This is a genomic window from Arthrobacter sp. SRS-W-1-2016, assembly GCF_002009585.1.
GTDB lineage: Bacteria > Actinomycetota > Actinomycetes > Actinomycetales > Micrococcaceae > Arthrobacter > Arthrobacter bambusae_A.
The window spans coordinates 1-16,418 of the sequence record NZ_MTPV01000048.1 but is presented as its reverse complement, the minus strand read 5'-3'; the positions used below and the strand labels follow the sequence as shown (position 1 = coordinate 16,418).

Genomic DNA, 16,418 nt, shown 5'->3' with positions numbered 1-16,418 from the left:
TTGCAGGTACCGCTATGGCAATTGAGGGAAGGTTTGGCGGTTCCTGATCCGGGATTCGCCGAACTCAATTCCCACCCGGCCAATCTCCCAAGGCCCGCGGCCCCTGTGCAATGGCTTGCCCACTGCCACATGGGGTACCCAGCGAGGCGAACGGAACCCAAGGGCAGGGGAGCTGAGGATGAAGTCGTCGATATTGTCGACAAGCAGTTCATCCAGTAGCCCGTGAAGGGCGTGCACGAGGGAGACCTGAAAGTCACGCACCGAGGCGGGCACCTCTATTTCCAGCCCGCACACTCCGCCGCTGCCGAGGACAATGAGCCTGCCGGCGGCCCCGGAAAAGCCGTCCAGCACCGGCAGAGCCTCGAGCCACGCAACAGTCTTGAGCAAGGCTGACTCTGTGCCGGTGTTGCCTTTGGTCCAACCGGCCACGTCCCGGCAGAAGTCATCCAGGGCACCCAAGTGCAACAGCGTCATGTGCAATCCCCGCGGCCTGCGCAGGGCAAACACGTAGCGCGCCAACTCTTCATAGTCCGAAGGCCCCGCCCCGATACCGACCACCGGCACCTCCACCGTGATGGGCGGTGTTACCTGCGTCGTTGAATCCCATCCCCCGCGCCGATGGTTGGCCATGGGAGTAATTATGCTCCCAACATTGACACCGCCCTGTGACCCGTGCCATATTCGTAGAGTGAACCTGTCAGACAGCCGGACAGCCGGACAGGCCGCCACTGGACAGCCAGCCGTCAGCCAGGAAGCTGCGGCTGGCCAGCGCACCGCCACAAGCGGCGCCGTCCCCCGGCTGGCCCAAGCGGCCAGGCTATCAAGCCCCCGGCCCCTCGCCCGCTTCAGTGCTGCGGAAGCCGTGTTCAGCGCCATCCGCCATGACATTGAAGACGGAACCGTGGAAGTGGGGGCCAAACTCAGCTCCGAAGCCACTCTGGCAGCACACTATGGGGTAAGCCGCTCGGTGATCCGTGAGGCACTCCGCTCCTGCACTGCGCTCGGACTGACGGTCACCAAGACCGGCAAGGGTACATTTGTCGTCGCGGACCGGGTAGCCAATGACCTCACGCTCGGTCAATACTCGGCAAGCGACCTCAACGAGGCACGCCCGCATATCGAAGTCCCGGCAGCCGGCCTGGCGGCGAAACGCCGCAGCCAGGAAGAACTCGAACACCTCAAGGAAATCGTCGGTTCAATGGCCGCCGAGACCGACCCTGAGACCTGGGTCAGCCTCGACGCCAGTTTCCATTCTGCCATCGCCCGTGCAAGCGGCAACAAGGTTTTCGAAAGCGTTGTCGCAGACATCCGCGAAGCCCTGGCCCATCAATCCGAAACCTTGAACATGGTGGCCGACCGCCAGCATGTTTCAGACGATGAACACCTCCGCATCGTCGAAGCCATCGAATCCGGCGACGCTCCCGCCGCCGAAGCCGCCATGGCCGACCATCTCAGCGCCGTCAGCGTTGCGTTGGACACCATCCTCAGCAAATGATCCACCAACTGAAGGAAGTCATGCCCACCCCGCATGCAACGCACACCGCCATGCCCGCATCCACCCCTGCGGCAACCACCCCACGCCATGTTCCCTTGGCGGAGCAGACCCGAGACGGCCTGGTGGAGAGCATCCACTACGGCTCCCTGATCGCCGTCGGGCCGGACGGCCAAACGCTCCTCGAAGCGGGCGAGCCCGAAGCCGCGTTCTACCCGCGGTCTTCGCTCAAGCCGCTGCAAGCGGTCGCCATGGTCCGCGCTGGACTCAAGCTTCCCGGGAACCTCCTCGCCCTCACCGCAGCCAGCCACTCCGGCGCCGCGATGCACCTCGACGGTGCCGCACGCATCCTCGAAATGCACGGCCTGGACAAAAACGCCCTGGAAAACAGCACCGACCTCCCGTACGGCACCGCCGAGCGCGAGGAATGGCTCCGCGCGGGCGGCAAGCCCACCCAGCTCGCACAGAACTGTTCCGGCAAGCACGCTTCCATGGCCGCGACGTGCGTGATCAACGGCTGGCCTGTCCAGGGCTACCTGAATCCCGAGCATCCCCTCCAGGTGCTCGTGAAGGACACAATCACCGAACTCACGGGAGAAGACGCAGCGGCCATCAGCACAGACGGTTGCGGCACTCCGCTCTTTGCCCACAGCCTGCGCGGGATGGCCAGGGCCTATGGCCGTATGGCGGCTGCGGACAGCGCGGTCGCAGAAGGCCAGGTAGCCCGTGCCATGCGCGCCTTCCCCGAGATGGTGGCCGGTGAGGGCCGCGACGTCACGGCGATCATGCGTACGGTTCCCGGGTTGCTCGCCAAGGACGGCTTCGAGGGACTCCAGCTCATCGGCCTGCGGAACGGCACCGGCGTCGCCATCAAGATTTCCGACGGCGGCGATCGCGCCCGCATGCCCGTCACCGTCCGCGTCCTTGAGGAACTAGGGCTCGACGGCGGCCAGCTCGCAACGCTCGCCAGTCCGCCTGTGTTGGGCGGCGGCCACCCTGTCGGCGTACTCCGTGCAGCAAACTTCCTCGCATCCAACTGACGCAGCCAAACAAGCGCAAAGACCAAAGGACAGCAATGACATCTGCCGTGCACTCCACGACAATTCCAGGTTTCCGCTCGGAACACGATCTGCTCGGTGACCGCGACGTCCCTGCCGATGCCTATTGGGGCGTGCACACGCTGCGCGCCATCGAGAACTTTCCCATCACCGGCCACCCCTTGGCCAGCAACGCCAACCTCGTCAAGGGCCTCGCCGCTGTCAAGCTCGCCGCGGCCCGCACCAACCGCGAGCTCGGCCTGCTGGACGACGAACGGGCGGACGCCATCGAGCAGGCATGCCAGGACATCCTGGACGGCAAGCTCCACGAGCAGTTCATGGTGGACGTGATCCAAGGCGGTGCCGGCACCAGCTCCAACATGAACGCCAACGAGGTCATTGCCAACCGCGCCCTTGAAATCCTCGGCCACCCCAAGGGCGACTACGCCAGGCTGCACCCGAACGACCACGTCAACTTGAGCCAGTCGACCAACGACGTCTACCCCACGGCCGTCAACCTGGCCACCATTTTCTCGGTCCAGGGACTTCTTGAGGCTCTTCAGGAACTCCAGGTCGCCTTCGCGGAGAAAGGCCAGGAATTCCGTACGGTGGTCAAGATGGGCCGCACCCAATTGCAGGACGCCGTCCCCATGACCCTCGGCCAGGAATTCGGCGGCTACGCGGTGACCGTGGGCGAGGACCGCGCTCGACTGGCCGAGTCCCAGCTGCTCATCCACGAGATCAACCTCGGCGCCACCGCCATCGGAACCGGCCTGAATGCCCCCGTCGGGTACGCCGCCGCAGCCTGCCGGCACCTGGCAGAGATCACCGGCCTGCCGCTCGTCACCTCGGTGGACCTCATCGAGGCCACCCAGGACGTGGGAGCGTTCGTCCACCTCTCCGGCGTGCTCAAGCGCGTCGCCGTCAAGCTTTCCAAGATTTGCAACGACCTCCGCTTGCTGTCCTCCGGACCGCGTGCGGGACTGGGCGAGATCAACCTCCCGGCTGTGCAGTCGGGATCGTCCATCATGCCAGGCAAGATCAATCCGGTGATCCCGGAAGTGGTCAGCCAAGTGGCCTATGAAGTCATCGGCAACGATGTCACGGTCACCATGGCAGCCGAAGCGGGACAGCTCCAGCTGAACGCCTTCGAACCGATAATTGTCCACAGCCTCCACAAGAGCATCTCCCACCTGGAAGCCGCGTGCCGCACACTCACGTCGCGCTGCATCCGGGGCATCACCGCGAATACCGAGCACCTGCGCCTCACGGTAGAGCAGTCGATCGGACTCGTCACGGCACTCAATCCGCACATCGGCTACGCCTCCGCCACTGCCATTGCGCAAGAAGCGCTGGCAAGTGGCAAGGGCGTCGCCGAGCTCGTTCTCGAACACGGCTTGCTGACCTCGGAGCAGCTCGATGAGCTCCTCCGCCCCGAACGCCTGGCCAACCTCAGCAATTAGACTGAGCCCCGGAGAGCGTCCGACGACGGCGCCACTCACCAGCCGCTGTCGGGCCTGAACGCGCGAAGAAACAGGCCGGACGGCACGATCCGGACCCCCAACAGGACACCCCTAAGGATTCCCATGACCAATGCACCCATCACGGACCACACGGTCCCATCACAGGCGCACTCCACTGAAAAGCTCCTCCATGCCGAGGACAAGGGCTATCACAAGAGCCTGAAGCCGCGTCAGATCCAGATGATCGCCATCGGCGGTGCCATCGGCACCGGCCTGTTCCTGGGCGCCGGAGGCCGCCTCAACGCGGCGGGCCCTTCCCTCGTCATCGCTTACGCAGTCTGCGGCTTCTTTGCCTTCCTGATCCTGCGCGCCCTCGGCGAACTCGTGCTGCACCGCCCGTCGTCGGGCTCCTTCGTCTCCTACGCCCGCGAGTTCTTCGGCGAGAAGGCCGCGTTTGTCTCCGGCTGGTTCTACTGGATCAACTGGGCGACCACCACCATCGTGGACACCACCGCCGCGGCCCTCTATATGAACTTCTTCGGCAAATATGTGCCTTGGATCGGCGTCGTTCCGCAGTGGGCGTGGGCACTGATCGCGCTTCTGGTGGTGCTTTGCCTGAATCTGGTCTCGGTCAAGGTCTTCGGCGAAATGGAGTTCTACTTCGCGCTCATCAAGGTGGCCGCGCTGGTTGCTTTCCTGTTGGTCGGCACCTTCTTCGTCATCTTCGGCACGCCGGTACCGGGCCAGGAAGTCGGCTTCAGCCTCCTGACAGACCATGGCGGGATTTTCCCCAACGGGATCCTGCCCATGATCATCCTCATGCAGGGTGTGCTGTTCGCCTACGCCTCGATTGAACTCGTGGGTACCGCAGCCGGTGAGACGGAGAACCCCGAGAAGATCATGCCCAAGGCCATCAACTCCGTGGTCTTCCGCATCGCCGTCTTCTACGTCGGTTCCGTTATCCTCTTGGCGCTCTTGCTGCCGTACACCTCCTACGTCAAGGGTGTCAGCCCGTTTGTGACCTTCTTCGGCCACATCGGTGTGCAGGGCGTGGACGTGATCATGAACCTCGTGGTCCTCACCGCTGCCCTGTCCTCCCTGAATGCCGGCTTGTACTCGACGGGCCGCATCCTGCGCTCCATGTCCGTGGCCGGTTCCGCTCCGAAGTTCGCCCAGCGCATGAACAAGGCCGGCGTCCCCTACGGCGGCATCGCCATCACGGCCGGCGTCTCCCTGCTCGGTGTTCCGCTGAACTACCTGGTCCCGGCCGACGCCTTCGAGATCGTCCTCAACGTCGCCTCCGTGGGCATCATCGTCACGTGGGCCACGATCGTCCTGTGCCAGATGCAGCTCAAGCGCTGGGCCGACAAGGGCTGGGTGAAGCGTCCCTCCTTCCGGATGTTCGGCGCCCCCTACACAGGCTACCTTTCGCTGCTTTTCCTGGTGGGCGTGCTGGTGATGGTGTTCATCGACTCTCCGCTCACCATGCTGGTTACGGCCATCGCCTGTGCGCTCATCGTGGTTGGTTGGTACATGTGCCGCAAGCAAATCCACGAGATCGCCGCAGCCCGGGACGGTTACACCGGCAGCTCCCCCGTGATCGCCAACCTGCCGGTTGCCGGCTCAGAGGACAAGATCTAGTCCCTCCAGTACTGAGTGCCCGACGGCGGCACCCGGGTTCCGTTCGCGCGGAACCCGGGTGCCGCCGTCGTGCGTTAACTCCCCCAACTGAGTCGCATTTGTTGTCGTTTTGGGGCCTGATAACGACAACAAATGCGAGTTAGTTGGGTGCCAGGAGCTGTGCGGCGCTTCGCCATCTGATTCCCGCGAAATGTGACCAGACCGATTTGAAGACCGGTGGCACCATGGAAGAAGGACAACCCGCAGCTCAAAGGAGAGAATGCACGTGAAATTTGCCCGTTTAGGACCGGTCGGCCACGAGCAGCCGGTGGTCATCGCCACAGATTCCGAAGGCCTGGAAAAGTCCTTCGACCTGCGCCCGCTAACTGCCGACATCGACGGCGCGTTCCTCGCCGGCGGCGGTATCGCCGCCACGCAGGATGCGCTCGACGCCGGGAGGTTGCCCGCCGTTCACACCGAAGGACTCCGGGTCGGCGCCCCGATTGCCCGGCCAGGCACCGTCGTCGGGATCGGGCTGAACTATGCCGCGCATGCGGCGGAGTCTGGAGCCACACCGCCGGAAGTGCCCGTCGTCTTCCTGAAGCCTTCCAACACCGTCGCGGGACCATTCGACGCCGCCCCCATTCCGCCTTCGTCGGAAAAATACGACTGGGAAGTGGAACTCGGAATTGTTGTCGGACGGGAAGCCACCTATTTGGCAGACCTAGACGAGGCTGCAGCGTGCATCGCAGGCTACGTTCTGGCCAACGACCTGTCCGAGCGTGAACTGCAGCTCCCCGGCGCTGCCGGGCAATGGACCAAAGGCAAGACCCTCCCGCAATCCACCCCACTAGGGCCGTGGCTGGTTCCCGCCGGCGAGATAGATGCAAGCGCACTACGGCTGCGCACGTGGGTGAATGGCGAGGCTCGCCAAGACTCCTCCACCGCGGACCTGATTTTTGATCCCGCCACGCTTGTCCACCACTTGAGCCAGCACATGGTGCTGGAGCCCGGAGACGTCATTATTACGGGTACGCCCGAAGGCGTGGCAATGTCCGGCCGCTTCCCGTATATCCAGACCGGAGACGTTGTAGAGATTGAAATAGAAGGGCTCGGCCGCCAGCGCAAAGAGTTCCACCCCGCCACGTAACGCAACGCCCACGCAACCCCTCTCCGCCAACGGTTCGCCTATGCTCAACACCAGGCAATCGATGGCGATCGACCAAGGAGCAGGGCATGAGCAATTGGCGTATCAGGGATTTCCATTCCTCGGACATGGACGGCATCCTGCACCTGTGGGAGTCGCTCAAAGCGGACAACGTGGACCCTGTCTATGCACTCTCCGAGGTCCTCGCGTCGTGCGAGAAGGACCACGCCGTGGTGGCGGTGCAGGGCGAGCAGGTGGTGGGTGCCGCCGTCGGACGTGCGGCCCATGACCAGGGCTGGATCGTTTTCCTGGCCACGCTGCCCGAGTTCCGTGGCCGCGGGATCGGCACCTCGCTGCTGGCCGCCGTCGAGAACCGGATGACCCCGCACGGGCTCAACAAGCTCTCGGCGCTCATGCCCGAGTCCGAAACCCGTGTCGAAGCGTTCCTGGGCCGCGGCTTCCTGCTCAAGCAAAACCTGCACTACTTCGAACGGACCATCCCGGTCCAGCGCCAGGAACTCGAACCGTTGAGCCAACTCGGCGGCCGCATCCTTGCCCGGGACCTGTGGGAAAACGTCGCCGGCATGCGCCGCGAAAAGGAACTCCTGGAACGCCGCCTGGTCCTGCCCCTGGCCGAAGCCGACCTCGCCGATCAATACGGCGTGGTGCCCCCGCGCGCCGTCGTGCTCTTCGGCCCGCCCGGGACCGGCAAGACCACGTTCGCCAAAGCCATCGCCTCCCGGCTCGAATGGCCCTTCGTGGAGGTCTTCCCCTCGCGGCTGGCCTCCGATCCCAAGGGACTGGCCGGGGCGCTGCGCGAGACGTTCCTGGAAATCGCCGAACTGGAGCACGCGGTCGTCTTCATCGACGAGGTCGAGGAGATCGCGTCCCAGCGCTCCGGCGAGCCGCCGTCCCCGCTGCAGGGCGTCACCAACGAGCTTCTCAAGATCATCCCCGCCTTCCGCGAACAGCCCGGCCGGCTGCTGGTGTGCGCCACCAACTTCATCCGCGCCCTGGACACCGCCTTCCTGCGCCACGGCCGCTTCGATTACGTCATCCCCATCGGCCTGCCCGACGTCCACGCCCGCGAGGCCATGTGGCAGCGCTTCATCCCCGCCAGCGTGGTGGACTCCGTGGACGTGGCGCTGCTGGTGTCACGGACGGAGGGTTTCTCCCCCGCGGACATTGAGTACGCGGCACGCAGCGCCTCCCAGCGCGCGTTGGAAAAAGCAGTCTACACAGCCGGCGCTCCCGGCGCGTCACCCACCGAAGGCGCCGCACCGGCGTCGAACGCCCGCAAGGGGCCGGTCACCCAGGACTACCTCGACGCCATCGCCGACACCCGCACGACCGTCAGCGACGAAGTCCACCAAGACTTCCTCGAGGACATCGACGCACTGGGCCGGGTTTAGAGCAACGCGGGGTCACTTACGGCCCATGTCGGGGCCCCTGATGGGCGCTAAGGGACCCCGCGTTGGAAGAAGGAGGAACCGTGAACCTGTTTCTGACCATCCTGAGCGGCGTCGCCTGGACGACGGTCTACATATGCGCGATCCGGATCGGGTTCCGCGACAGGACGTACGCCATCCCGGCAGCGGCACTGGGTCTGAACTTCGCGTGGGAGGTCATCTACTCCGTGCATTCGCTCAGCACGAGACTCTCCGTGCAGGGCGTCATCAACATTGCCTGGGCGTTGGCCGACATCGCGATTGTGTACACATTCTTCGCGTTTGGCCGGCGGGAGCTTCCCGGATTTGTCACGCGGCCTCTGTTCATCGGATGGGCGGTTTTGCTGGGCCTGGCGTCGTTCGCCGTGCAGTGGCTTTTCATCGCCGAGTTCGATTGGGATCCGGCCTCCCGGTACGCGGCTTTCCTCCAGAACCTCCTGATGTCCGGGCTATTCATCGCCATGTTCGCGGCCCGGCGCGGCGTGCGGGGCCAATCCATGGTGATCGCAGTGGCGAAATGGATCGGGACCCTGGCGCCCACCATCACCTTCGGGGTGCTTGAGAATTCACTGTTCATCCTGGGCGTTGGCGGCCTGTGCAGCATTTTCGACCTGACCTACATCGGGCTGCTGTTGTGGGCCAAAAGGAACCCGGGAGCCCTCACCAGGACCCGGGACCCAAGGGGCCTCCCGGCGGTACCCTGAACCATGTCCATGTATCCATTGCGCCATGCATTGTCGCGCATGGGCGGGCGCGATCCCCAGGAGCCGAATCGCACCGCCACGCGCCGCACGTCGGGAAGCGGCGCTCGAAAAGCTGAGGGCACACCCGGCCACTTAGAAAGAGACCGGCACGAACGTGCCGATTCCCGGCGGCGAACCCTTGATTCACCTCCCAGGTAGGCGGAAAATGGTGAAACCGGCACGAACGTGCCGGAGGTGCACAACGCGCATGCCCGCAAAAGACCCTGAAGGATGGACATGTCCCCCAAGGAATTCACCGAGTCCCTGGGCACCACGGTCCGTGCCCGCCGCGGTTCCCTCAGCCTGAGCCAGTCCGACCTCGCGGACCTCGCAGGAGTATCGGAACGATTCATCCGCTTCGTGGAGCAGGGGAAGACCACCGTCCAATTGGAACCACTCCTCGCGGTCCTCGGCACGCTGGGCCTTGAGCTCGCGGTGCAAGCCGCGGGCAAGCAATCCAAGCTGTCATGACCTTCCACCGCATCGCCGACGTCTACAAGCAGGGGGTCCTGGCTGCGCGCATCGAGCGGCATGAAGGCGGCACCAAGTTCAGCTACTTGCCGCGGTACCTCGACTCGGGCGGTCCGGCTGTCGCCACGACGCTCCCGCTGACGAAAGAAGCAGTGTTCACACCGAGCGGCGCGGTTCCGCCCTACTTCACGGGCCTCCTCCCGGAAGGCCGCCGCCTGAATTCCCTGCGCCGCGCGGTCAAGGCCAGCGCCGACGACGAGCTCGCGCTCCTCATGGGCGCGGGCGGCGATGCGGTGGGAGATGTCCAGACCGTCCCCCACGGTGAGCCGCCCACGGAGGGAGGCTCCGCCGTCGTCCTCGATTCGAAGCTGCCGCTCGACTTCGATGCGCTGCTGGGCGATTCGGGACTGATCGATCCCGTGGCTCTGGCGGGTGTGCAGGACAAGTTGTCGGCCGGGATGATCTCACTCCCGGTGGCGCAAGCGGGCAAGCGCTTCATCCTCAAACTCAATGCCCCGGAGTTCCCGTTCGTCGTGGAAAACGAGTTCCTCATGTTCCGTTATGCGCGCAAGCTGCGGATCCCGGTGAGCAGCGTGCAATTGGTGCACGACGTCGGCGGGCGGGCCGGGCTTCTCGTGGAGCGTTTCGATCGCCTCACCGGAGCCGACGGCGCTCCGGTACGTCTCGCCGTCGAGGACGGGGCCCAAGTGCTGGGACTCTATCCCGCGGACAAGTACAGCGTGCCGTTCGGCGAGGTTTGCGCGGCGTTGGCGGCCCACTGTTCCGCGCCCCTGCCGGCCTTGCGGAACCTGGCTATCCAGCTCGCGTTCGCCTGGCTCAGCGGCAACGGCGACCTCCACGCGAAGAACGTGTCGATGGTGCAGTCGCAGGCAGGGGTGCAGTCGCCGCAGGGCGAGTACACCATCGCGCCGGTTTACGACATCCCCTCCACAGTGGTCTACGGAGACAAGACCCTGGCGCTGGGAATCGGCGGCAAGAAGAGCGGAATCTCCCGGAAGCACTTCCTTGCCTGGGCCGGGAAGCTCGGGCTGACCGAGCGCGCGGCGGAGGGGGTTCTGGAACTCGCACTCAAGGCTGCGGGGCCGCTCATCGCAGAGCTCGATGCCGGCACCTTGCCATTCGGACCGCTGCAGACGAGGGACTGGGTCAAGGAGCTCAAGCATCGGCGAAGGTTGATGAGCGGGTAGTTTTCCCTGCTTCGGCCTCTTAAACCGGAACCCTGCTATCGCTTATTGCGTACCCGTTAACAGGGACCCGATCCTGACATAAGGTGAGGGCACCACGCGGTATCTGCGCAGGTCGCAGAGCTGCGGGGCGCAGAATCAGCAGTTCCATCTGTACACAAAAGGGAGACTCTTATGTTGCTTTGGATAGCCATCATTATCGCGGTCCTCTGGCTTCTCGGCTTTATCGGCAACATCGGCGGCGGGTTCATTCACCTGCTCTTGGTTATTGCCGTGATCGTCCTGATCTTCCACTTCCTTCGTGGAAGATCATCCCGCGTATAAGCACGAACCGCCTTCCACCACGCGGGCGCCGGGACAGGGCACCCCTTGCCCCGGCACTACCCCGCCCTGCCCCGACTCGGCGCATCTTGCACGAGCGTTGGATCCTAGGTTCGCGCGCATGGCAACGCTAGGCTCGCTCTCAGAGGCGAGATGGGCTCGCCGCGACCCAAGGGATTGAACGTATGGCACAGCAGGCCGGACAGCAATCGACACCCACCAAAGGCACTCTTCCGCATCCGCGCTCCTATCTGAGACCCACTCGATTGCTCTCTCAAAGCGAGCGGGAAAAGCTTCACCCATCGGTCCTGGCAGAGGCCGAGCGCCGGGCGGCAAGCATTCAGCTTCGAGTAGCGGATGCAATTACAGCCTTCGCCGGATCGATGAACTTCGTCTACCTGCATATATTGCTCTTCGCTGTGTGGATGCTCGTGTTCGAGCAGAGTCCGTGGCCGACGTTGACGCTGATCGTCTCGCTCGAAGCGATCTTCCTCTCGACCTTCGTCATGATCGGACAGAACCGTCAAGCGGCCTTCCAGCAGGTGAAGGCGGACCATGACTACAACGCCCAGGAGCACCTGCTCGAGGAGAACACCGACCTGACCCGTGCGATCCACGAGCTCACCGCCGAGATCCACCAGCGGGTCCTGGCGGAAGTCACGGCATCCATTACCCGGAAGGCTGCTGCCGCCACCAACCCGGGGCCGGATGACCCGGCCAAACCGTAGGCCGGCGGGACCTGCGGGCCGAACTGCTAGCCCGCCAGCCGGTCCATCTCGGAGAGCAGATCCGGGTTGATGCGCTGCAGGACCAAGTGGATTTCGCCCCGTGGGACCGCCTTGTAGAGCACTTGCCGGGCGTCTGCGTAGCGCGTGGTGGGCGCCTTGTCCGGCCATTTCTCGGCGAGCGCCCGCACCCGCTCCGGCACGGAGTTGTGGGCGTTGCATGCGATCTTGACGAGGGTGGCGTCATGGTCCTGTGCGATGTGCAGCATGACGGCTTCGTCGTTGTCAGAGTCGTCCTGGAAACGGCGCGTTACGCGTTCGATGATGGCCACGGCGCGCTCTGAAACACCCATGTCGAGCAACGCCTGCTTGGTAATGGGCGTGTCCTTGGCGATGTCGTGCAGGTAGCCTGCGATCCGGATGTCGTCATCGAAATCGGCGAGCGCATCCCCTACTGCGAGCACGTGCTCGCGGTAGGGCCGCTTCAGCTTGTCCTTCTGGCGATTGTGCGCCACTTCGGCAAGGACCATGGCTGTTTCAACGGTGAATCTCGGTTCGGTCATGCTTCATCCTACTGAGCCAGTTCGGTGACTGCTTTCCGCACGGCGGCGCTCAGTTCGAGGTTGCGGCATCCGGCTCCCCCTGGCTCGGCCTGCTGCGGCACGTATCCGAAAGCGAGTTCGTGCACAGGGTCGGCGAACCCCAAAGAGGCGCTGGCGCCGTCGTGCCCGAACGCCCGGTAGCTGCCGTACGGCGAGCGGGCATGCGATTTCATGAACACGGTCCCAAAGCAGCTGGTCTCGCCGAAGACCCGGTCGATGCCGAAGACCTGCTCGGCCGAGACGGCCTGGATGGTCTCCTCGCTGAGGAGGGGCGCGACGGCGGGTCGGTCGCCGTCGGCGGCCAGTCCCGTGAGTGCCGCAGCGTAAACGCGGGCCATGCCTTCGGCGCTGGCGACACCGGCGGCGGAACTCAGGCCGGCTGCGCGGACCTCGCGGATGTTGGGCAGGTCGAGGATCTCCCCGACCGATGAGTTCACCGAAAGGCCGAAGTGGCTGGCCGGATCAATCCACGGCTGGGAGGGGTCTGTGGCCCAACGAAGGGTGGCGTAGCGGGGCTCCTCGGACTCGGGCAGTCCCAGGAAGAAATGGGCGCCCGTGACCGAGCGGATCCGCTGTTCGTAGATTTCCTGGAGGGTGTACCCTGTGATCCTGCGGCAGAGCTCCTCCATGAAGACACCGATGGTCAGGGCGTGGTACCCGAAGGCGGTCCCGGGCTTCCACAGCGGCCGCATTTGAGCGAGTTTGGCGGCGGCCAGCTCCGAGTTGTTGTATTCCGCGAGGGTGAGTCCGCCTTCGACTCCCAGAAGTCCGGCCTGGTGGGAGAGCAGCTGGGCCACGGTAATCGCGGCCTTTCCTTCGGCGCCGAATTCCGGCCAGTACTTGACCACCTCGGCGTCGAGGTCCAGGAAGCCGTCCTGGACCAGCAGCGCGATGACCAGCCCGGCTACTCCCTTGGAGCAGGAGAAGACACCGGTGACGGAATCCGGTCGGCTGTGCGGCCCGCCGCTGATGTCCAACACCTTGACGCCTCGGTGGTAGGCCGCAAGCTGGGCTGAATATTCCGGGTCCTCGTTGAGGAAACGGCCAAAGAGTTCGGCTACCGGTTCGAATCCAGGGGCAATCGTCTGTGCATCCACCCGGACAGCCTAATCCCTTCTGCCCCCTAACCTCGCTACGTTCGGCCAAGGAACCCGGCAGAGTGGGCCTAGCCGCGAGTGTCCATGGTCACCACGATCTTGCCCTTGGCGCGTCCCTGCTCCAGGGTGGCGAAAGCATCGGCGATCTTTTCGAGCGGATAGCTGCTGTCCACCACTGGTTGCAGTTTCCCCTCGGAAACGAGGCGTGCCAGGAACTTCAGGTCCTCGCCGCTGGGGTGCATGAAAAGGTAGCGGTACCGGACGTTGGCCTCACGGGCACGCCTCCGGATTCCGAGGCTGACCGCCCAGAACAACACGGTCATCCAGGCCGGGGCCGCAAGGTCCTTCAATGCCGTCTGCGGTTCGGGCATCCCGGCGATGCTGACCACTTTCGCGCCCGGCTTGAGGATCTTGAACGTCTGGCCCAGCGTCTCGCCACCCACGAGGTCCAGCGCAGCGTCGAAGCCACTGAGCACTTCGCCCAGGTTTTCCTTCGTGTAGTCGACGACGGCGTCCGCCCCGAGCCGCCGTACCAACGCTTCTCCACGCGGGGACGCAGTGGTGGTCACCTCGGCACCAAAGTATTTGGCCAGCTGGATGGCAAGGGTTCCGACTCCGCCCGCGCCTCCGGAGATGAACAGCTTGGTCCCGGGCTTGACCTTGAGCTCGTCGCGCAATGCCTGCAACGCGGTGAGGCCGGCCAAGGGAAGGCTCGCGGCCTCCGTGTAGCTGAGCGACCGGGGCATGAGCGCCACAAGATCCTCGTGGACTGCAGCGTGCTCGGCAAAGGCTCCCAACAGGGTCTTGTCCACGCGCGCAAACACCCGGTCTCCCGTGGAAAAGCGGGTGACGCCCGGTCCCACGGCTTCCACGATCCCGGCCAGTTCGCTTCCGGCCACCAAAGGCAGCCTGGGCCTGGTGATCACCCGGACTGCCCCTTCGCGCTGTTTGTAGTCCACGGGGTTGAGCCCGGCGGCAAACACCCTGACCAAGACCTCGCCCGGACCGGCAATCGGCCTCGGGACGTCCTGCAGCTCCATTGCGTCGGCACCGCCGTAGCGGGTCAGCACATAGGCGAGCACTTAGGCCCCTTTCCGGAGGGTTGATTGCTGAATGCCATTCCATATCCATGGCCCGCGTGGCAATCGGGCCGGATCAAATCTACCCAAGGCCTCACCAAGGGGCCCTCCCGGCAAGCCGAGCGATTCCAGGATCACGTCCCGCACCTCCCCGGCAGGCAGCCCGACGGCGGCGAGCTCGCCGAGCATCACCGCACCGTCGCGCTTGGCCAGCCGGGCGCCGTCGCGATTCAGTACCAGGGGGACGTGGGCATATTCCGGAACGGGTACGCCCAACAAGGAGGCCAAATAGGCCTGGCGGGGTGTGGAGGACAGGAGGTCGTCCCCGCGGACCACTTGGTCCACGCCTTGCTCCGCGTCATCCACCACCACGGCCAGATTGTAGGCAGTGACGCCGTCATTCCGCCGGAGCACAAAGTCGTCCACGACGCCTGTGTAGGATCCGTGCAGCTTGTCTTCCACAGTCCATTCATGCGTTTCGGAGCGGAGCCGGATGGCGGCCGGGCGGGAGGCCCGCCGGATCTCGAGCTCCGCCGTCGAAAGGTTCCTACACGTGCCAGGGTAGGCGCCTCGCGGCGCGTGCGGGGCGGACGGCGCATCCTGGATTTCGCGCCGCGTGCAGAAGCACTCATACGTTAGTCCGGCGTCAGCGAGCTGCTCGATCGCGTCGTTGTACAGCCCGGCCCGGTCCGTCTGGCGAACGACGGCACCGTCCCACGTCACGCCGATTGCTTCAAGATCCCGGAGCTGGACTTCCTCGGCACCTGCCCGTGCGCGGTCGAGGTCTTCGACGCGCAGCAGGAAGCTCCGGCCCGTGGAACGCGCGAAGAGCCACGCGAGCATGGCGGTGCGCAGATTGCCCACGTGGAGCTCGCCGGAGGGGCTCGGAGCGAAGCGGCCAGTGGAAGTCATGGCACAAGACTATGCGTCGCCGGGCATGCCTGCAGGATTCCGGCGAGGGTGCGGGAGACTGGGAGAATTGCGTACCGTTAGTTGCCAAAGAGAGGACCCCCGTTCAACCCGGTCAGCACAAGAGCCCCTCAGCTACCGCAACGCGTTCGGTGGCTCAGGGGCTCTTATGGTGGTGCCGGCGCTCGGCCGACGGGGTGCGGAAAGACGATGTGTGAACAAGAGTCAATCAGCGGCTGCGTCTTTGCGGGACGGTGTTTCGGGTGGCCGGGTGGTGTACCGGAAGATCCGTAGCCTGCGGGGTCCGGCGGTAGCCTTTCCCTTCGTTGCCACTATTTCAACAGCAACACTACAGCTGGCGCAACGGACTCAATCACTACTGGTCAATCTGACCATTTTCTTGACAATTGATGGACAGGAGATGATCACTTTGCCGGAGTTGGTTCGGCGGGTGCGGGAGAATAGCTTCGGCTGGACATTCTGACCAACCGAACTCCCGGCAACCAGGCAGAAAGCGGCAGCGATGCAGGAACTGGATTCAACGGACAAGCGGATCCTTGCCGCGCTCGACGACGACCCCCGGGTGCCGATCATGGTCCTCGCCCAGCGCTTGGGCTTGGCGCGCGGAACCGTTCAGTCGCGCCTGGAGCGCATGTCGGCGTCGGGCGCTTTGCGTCCGAACAGCAGCCGGGTGCTGCCCTCGGCGCTGGGCCGCGGCGTCGCGGCGGCGGTGAGTGCAGAGTTGGATCAGAGCCGGCTGAACGAGGCGATCGCTGCCCTCCGCGACATCCCCGAGGTGCTTGAATGCCATGCGCCAGCAGGGGACACCGACCTCATCATCCGCGTGGTCGCCACGAGCCCAGACGATCTATACCGGGTCTCCGAAGAGATCAGGCTGTGCCCCGGAATCGTGCGCACGTCCACCAGCATGTTCCTGCGCGAGGTGATTCCATACCGCACGACGGGACTGCTGGGTGCGTGAGCTCATATTTGGAAGTAGTGGTTTCTTCGGGGTTTCCGCTGCGGGTCGGTGTGGGGTGGCGGGATGAACCAGGGGAT

18 protein-coding genes are annotated in these 16,418 nt (G+C 64.6%); 13 read left to right on the top strand and 5 right to left on the bottom strand.

Annotated elements, in window-relative coordinates:
* Positions 1-12: 12 nt before the first annotated feature.
* A complete protein-coding gene (locus BMF89_RS11805) occupies positions 13-630 on the bottom strand; it encodes a hypothetical protein (RefSeq protein ID WP_078107299.1) in 618 nt (205 codons plus the stop codon).
* 58 nt (positions 631-688) lie between these two features.
* Here BMF89_RS11805 and BMF89_RS11800 point away from each other — a divergent pair, with 58 nt between their 5' ends.
* From BMF89_RS11800 to BMF89_RS11755, 11 genes are all read left to right on the top strand, one after another.
* Positions 689-1,495 carry a FadR/GntR family transcriptional regulator gene (locus BMF89_RS11800; RefSeq protein ID WP_253190798.1) on the top strand — a complete coding sequence of 269 codons (807 nt, stop codon included), beginning with the start codon at positions 689-691 and terminating at the stop codon, positions 1,493-1,495.
* 20 nt (positions 1,496-1,515) lie between these two features.
* Complete coding sequence (locus BMF89_RS11795) at positions 1,516-2,532, top strand: asparaginase (protein ID WP_078107327.1); 1,017 nt, start codon at positions 1,516-1,518, stop codon at positions 2,530-2,532.
* A gap of 35 nt (positions 2,533-2,567) precedes the next feature.
* A complete protein-coding gene (gene aspA, locus BMF89_RS11790; protein WP_078107297.1) occupies positions 2,568-3,992 on the top strand; it encodes an aspartate ammonia-lyase in 1,425 nt (474 codons plus the stop codon).
* A 123-nt stretch (positions 3,993-4,115) separates the two neighbouring features.
* A complete protein-coding gene (locus BMF89_RS11785; protein ID WP_078107296.1) occupies positions 4,116-5,633 on the top strand; it encodes an amino acid permease in 1,518 nt (505 codons plus the stop codon).
* Between the two features lie 259 nt (positions 5,634-5,892).
* Positions 5,893-6,762, top strand: coding sequence for a fumarylacetoacetate hydrolase family protein (locus BMF89_RS11780; protein WP_078107295.1), 870 nt, complete (start codon positions 5,893-5,895; stop codon positions 6,760-6,762).
* 86 nt (positions 6,763-6,848) lie between these two features.
* Entirely contained in the window at positions 6,849-8,171 is a 1,323-nt protein-coding gene (locus BMF89_RS11775) for a GNAT family N-acetyltransferase (RefSeq protein WP_078107294.1), read from the top strand.
* Positions 8,172-8,251: 80 nt separating this feature from the next.
* Positions 8,252-8,911 carry a hypothetical protein gene (locus BMF89_RS11770; protein ID WP_078107293.1) on the top strand — a complete coding sequence of 220 codons (660 nt, stop codon included), beginning with the start codon at positions 8,252-8,254 and terminating at the stop codon, positions 8,909-8,911.
* A 276-nt stretch (positions 8,912-9,187) separates the two neighbouring features.
* Complete coding sequence (locus tag BMF89_RS11765; RefSeq protein WP_139359637.1) at positions 9,188-9,421, top strand: helix-turn-helix transcriptional regulator; 234 nt, start codon at positions 9,188-9,190, stop codon at positions 9,419-9,421.
* Entirely contained in the window at positions 9,418-10,629 is a 1,212-nt protein-coding gene (locus BMF89_RS11760; protein WP_078107291.1) for a HipA domain-containing protein, read from the top strand. The genes BMF89_RS11765 and BMF89_RS11760 overlap by 4 nt, the downstream gene beginning before the upstream one ends.
* A gap of 171 nt (positions 10,630-10,800) precedes the next feature.
* Complete coding sequence (locus BMF89_RS21610; RefSeq protein WP_139359636.1) at positions 10,801-10,950, top strand: lmo0937 family membrane protein; 150 nt, start codon at positions 10,801-10,803, stop codon at positions 10,948-10,950.
* Positions 10,951-11,132: 182 nt separating this feature from the next.
* A complete protein-coding gene (locus tag BMF89_RS11755) occupies positions 11,133-11,675 on the top strand; it encodes a DUF1003 domain-containing protein (RefSeq protein ID WP_078107290.1) in 543 nt (180 codons plus the stop codon).
* Between the two features lie 26 nt (positions 11,676-11,701).
* Here the strand turns inward: BMF89_RS11755 and BMF89_RS11750 are convergent, their stop codons facing one another.
* From BMF89_RS11750 to gluQRS, 4 genes are all read right to left on the bottom strand, one after another.
* Complete coding sequence (locus BMF89_RS11750; RefSeq protein ID WP_078107289.1) at positions 11,702-12,235, bottom strand: HD domain-containing protein; 534 nt, start codon at positions 12,233-12,235, stop codon at positions 11,702-11,704.
* An 8-nt stretch (positions 12,236-12,243) separates the two neighbouring features.
* Positions 12,244-13,371: a serine hydrolase domain-containing protein gene (locus tag BMF89_RS11745; RefSeq protein WP_078107288.1), complete on the bottom strand. Its 1,128-nt coding sequence runs from the start codon at positions 13,369-13,371 to the stop codon at positions 12,244-12,246.
* A 68-nt stretch (positions 13,372-13,439) separates the two neighbouring features.
* Positions 13,440-14,453, bottom strand: coding sequence for an NADP-dependent oxidoreductase (locus tag BMF89_RS11740; protein WP_078107287.1), 1,014 nt, complete (start codon positions 14,451-14,453; stop codon positions 13,440-13,442).
* The gene (gene gluQRS, locus BMF89_RS11735) at positions 14,454-15,362 is read right to left on the bottom strand and encodes a tRNA glutamyl-Q(34) synthetase GluQRS (RefSeq protein ID WP_078107286.1); all 909 of its coding nucleotides are present in this window, start codon (positions 15,360-15,362) and stop codon (positions 14,454-14,456) included.
* Positions 15,363-15,573: 211 nt separating this feature from the next.
* Between gluQRS and BMF89_RS21605 the strand changes: the two genes are divergently transcribed.
* Positions 15,574-15,843, top strand: a complete 270-nt coding sequence (locus tag BMF89_RS21605) for a hypothetical protein (protein ID WP_139359635.1) — start codon at positions 15,574-15,576, stop codon at positions 15,841-15,843.
* Between the two features lie 39 nt (positions 15,844-15,882).
* The gene (locus tag BMF89_RS11730; protein ID WP_078107285.1) at positions 15,883-16,341 is read left to right on the top strand and encodes an Lrp/AsnC family transcriptional regulator; all 459 of its coding nucleotides are present in this window, start codon (positions 15,883-15,885) and stop codon (positions 16,339-16,341) included.
* Positions 16,342-16,418: the final 77 nt, after the last annotated feature.

Coding starts and splice junctions, on each gene's coding strand:
- BMF89_RS11755 (WP_078107290.1), top strand. CDS start 11,133: ATGGCACAGCAGGCCGGACAGCAATCGACACCCACCAAAGGCACTCTT.
- BMF89_RS11775 (WP_078107294.1), top strand. CDS start 6,849: ATGAGCAATTGGCGTATCAGGGATTTCCATTCCTCGGACATGGACGGC.
- BMF89_RS21610 (WP_139359636.1), top strand. CDS start 10,801: ATGTTGCTTTGGATAGCCATCATTATCGCGGTCCTCTGGCTTCTCGGC.
- BMF89_RS11780 (WP_078107295.1), top strand. CDS start 5,893: ATGCACGTGAAATTTGCCCGTTTAGGACCGGTCGGCCACGAGCAGCCG.
- BMF89_RS11805 (WP_078107299.1), bottom strand. CDS start 630: ATGGCCAACCATCGGCGCGGGGGATGGGATTCAACGACGCAGGTAACA.
- BMF89_RS11795 (WP_078107327.1), top strand. CDS start 1,516: ATGCCCACCCCGCATGCAACGCACACCGCCATGCCCGCATCCACCCCT.
- BMF89_RS11760 (WP_078107291.1), top strand. CDS start 9,418: ATGACCTTCCACCGCATCGCCGACGTCTACAAGCAGGGGGTCCTGGCT.
- BMF89_RS11785 (WP_078107296.1), top strand. CDS start 4,116: ATGACCAATGCACCCATCACGGACCACACGGTCCCATCACAGGCGCAC.
- BMF89_RS11765 (WP_139359637.1), top strand. CDS start 9,188: ATGTCCCCCAAGGAATTCACCGAGTCCCTGGGCACCACGGTCCGTGCC.
- aspA (WP_078107297.1), top strand. CDS start 2,568: ATGACATCTGCCGTGCACTCCACGACAATTCCAGGTTTCCGCTCGGAA.
- gluQRS (WP_078107286.1), bottom strand. CDS start 15,362: ATGACTTCCACTGGCCGCTTCGCTCCGAGCCCCTCCGGCGAGCTCCAC.
- BMF89_RS11730 (WP_078107285.1), top strand. CDS start 15,883: ATGCAGGAACTGGATTCAACGGACAAGCGGATCCTTGCCGCGCTCGAC.
- BMF89_RS11750 (WP_078107289.1), bottom strand. CDS start 12,235: ATGACCGAACCGAGATTCACCGTTGAAACAGCCATGGTCCTTGCCGAA.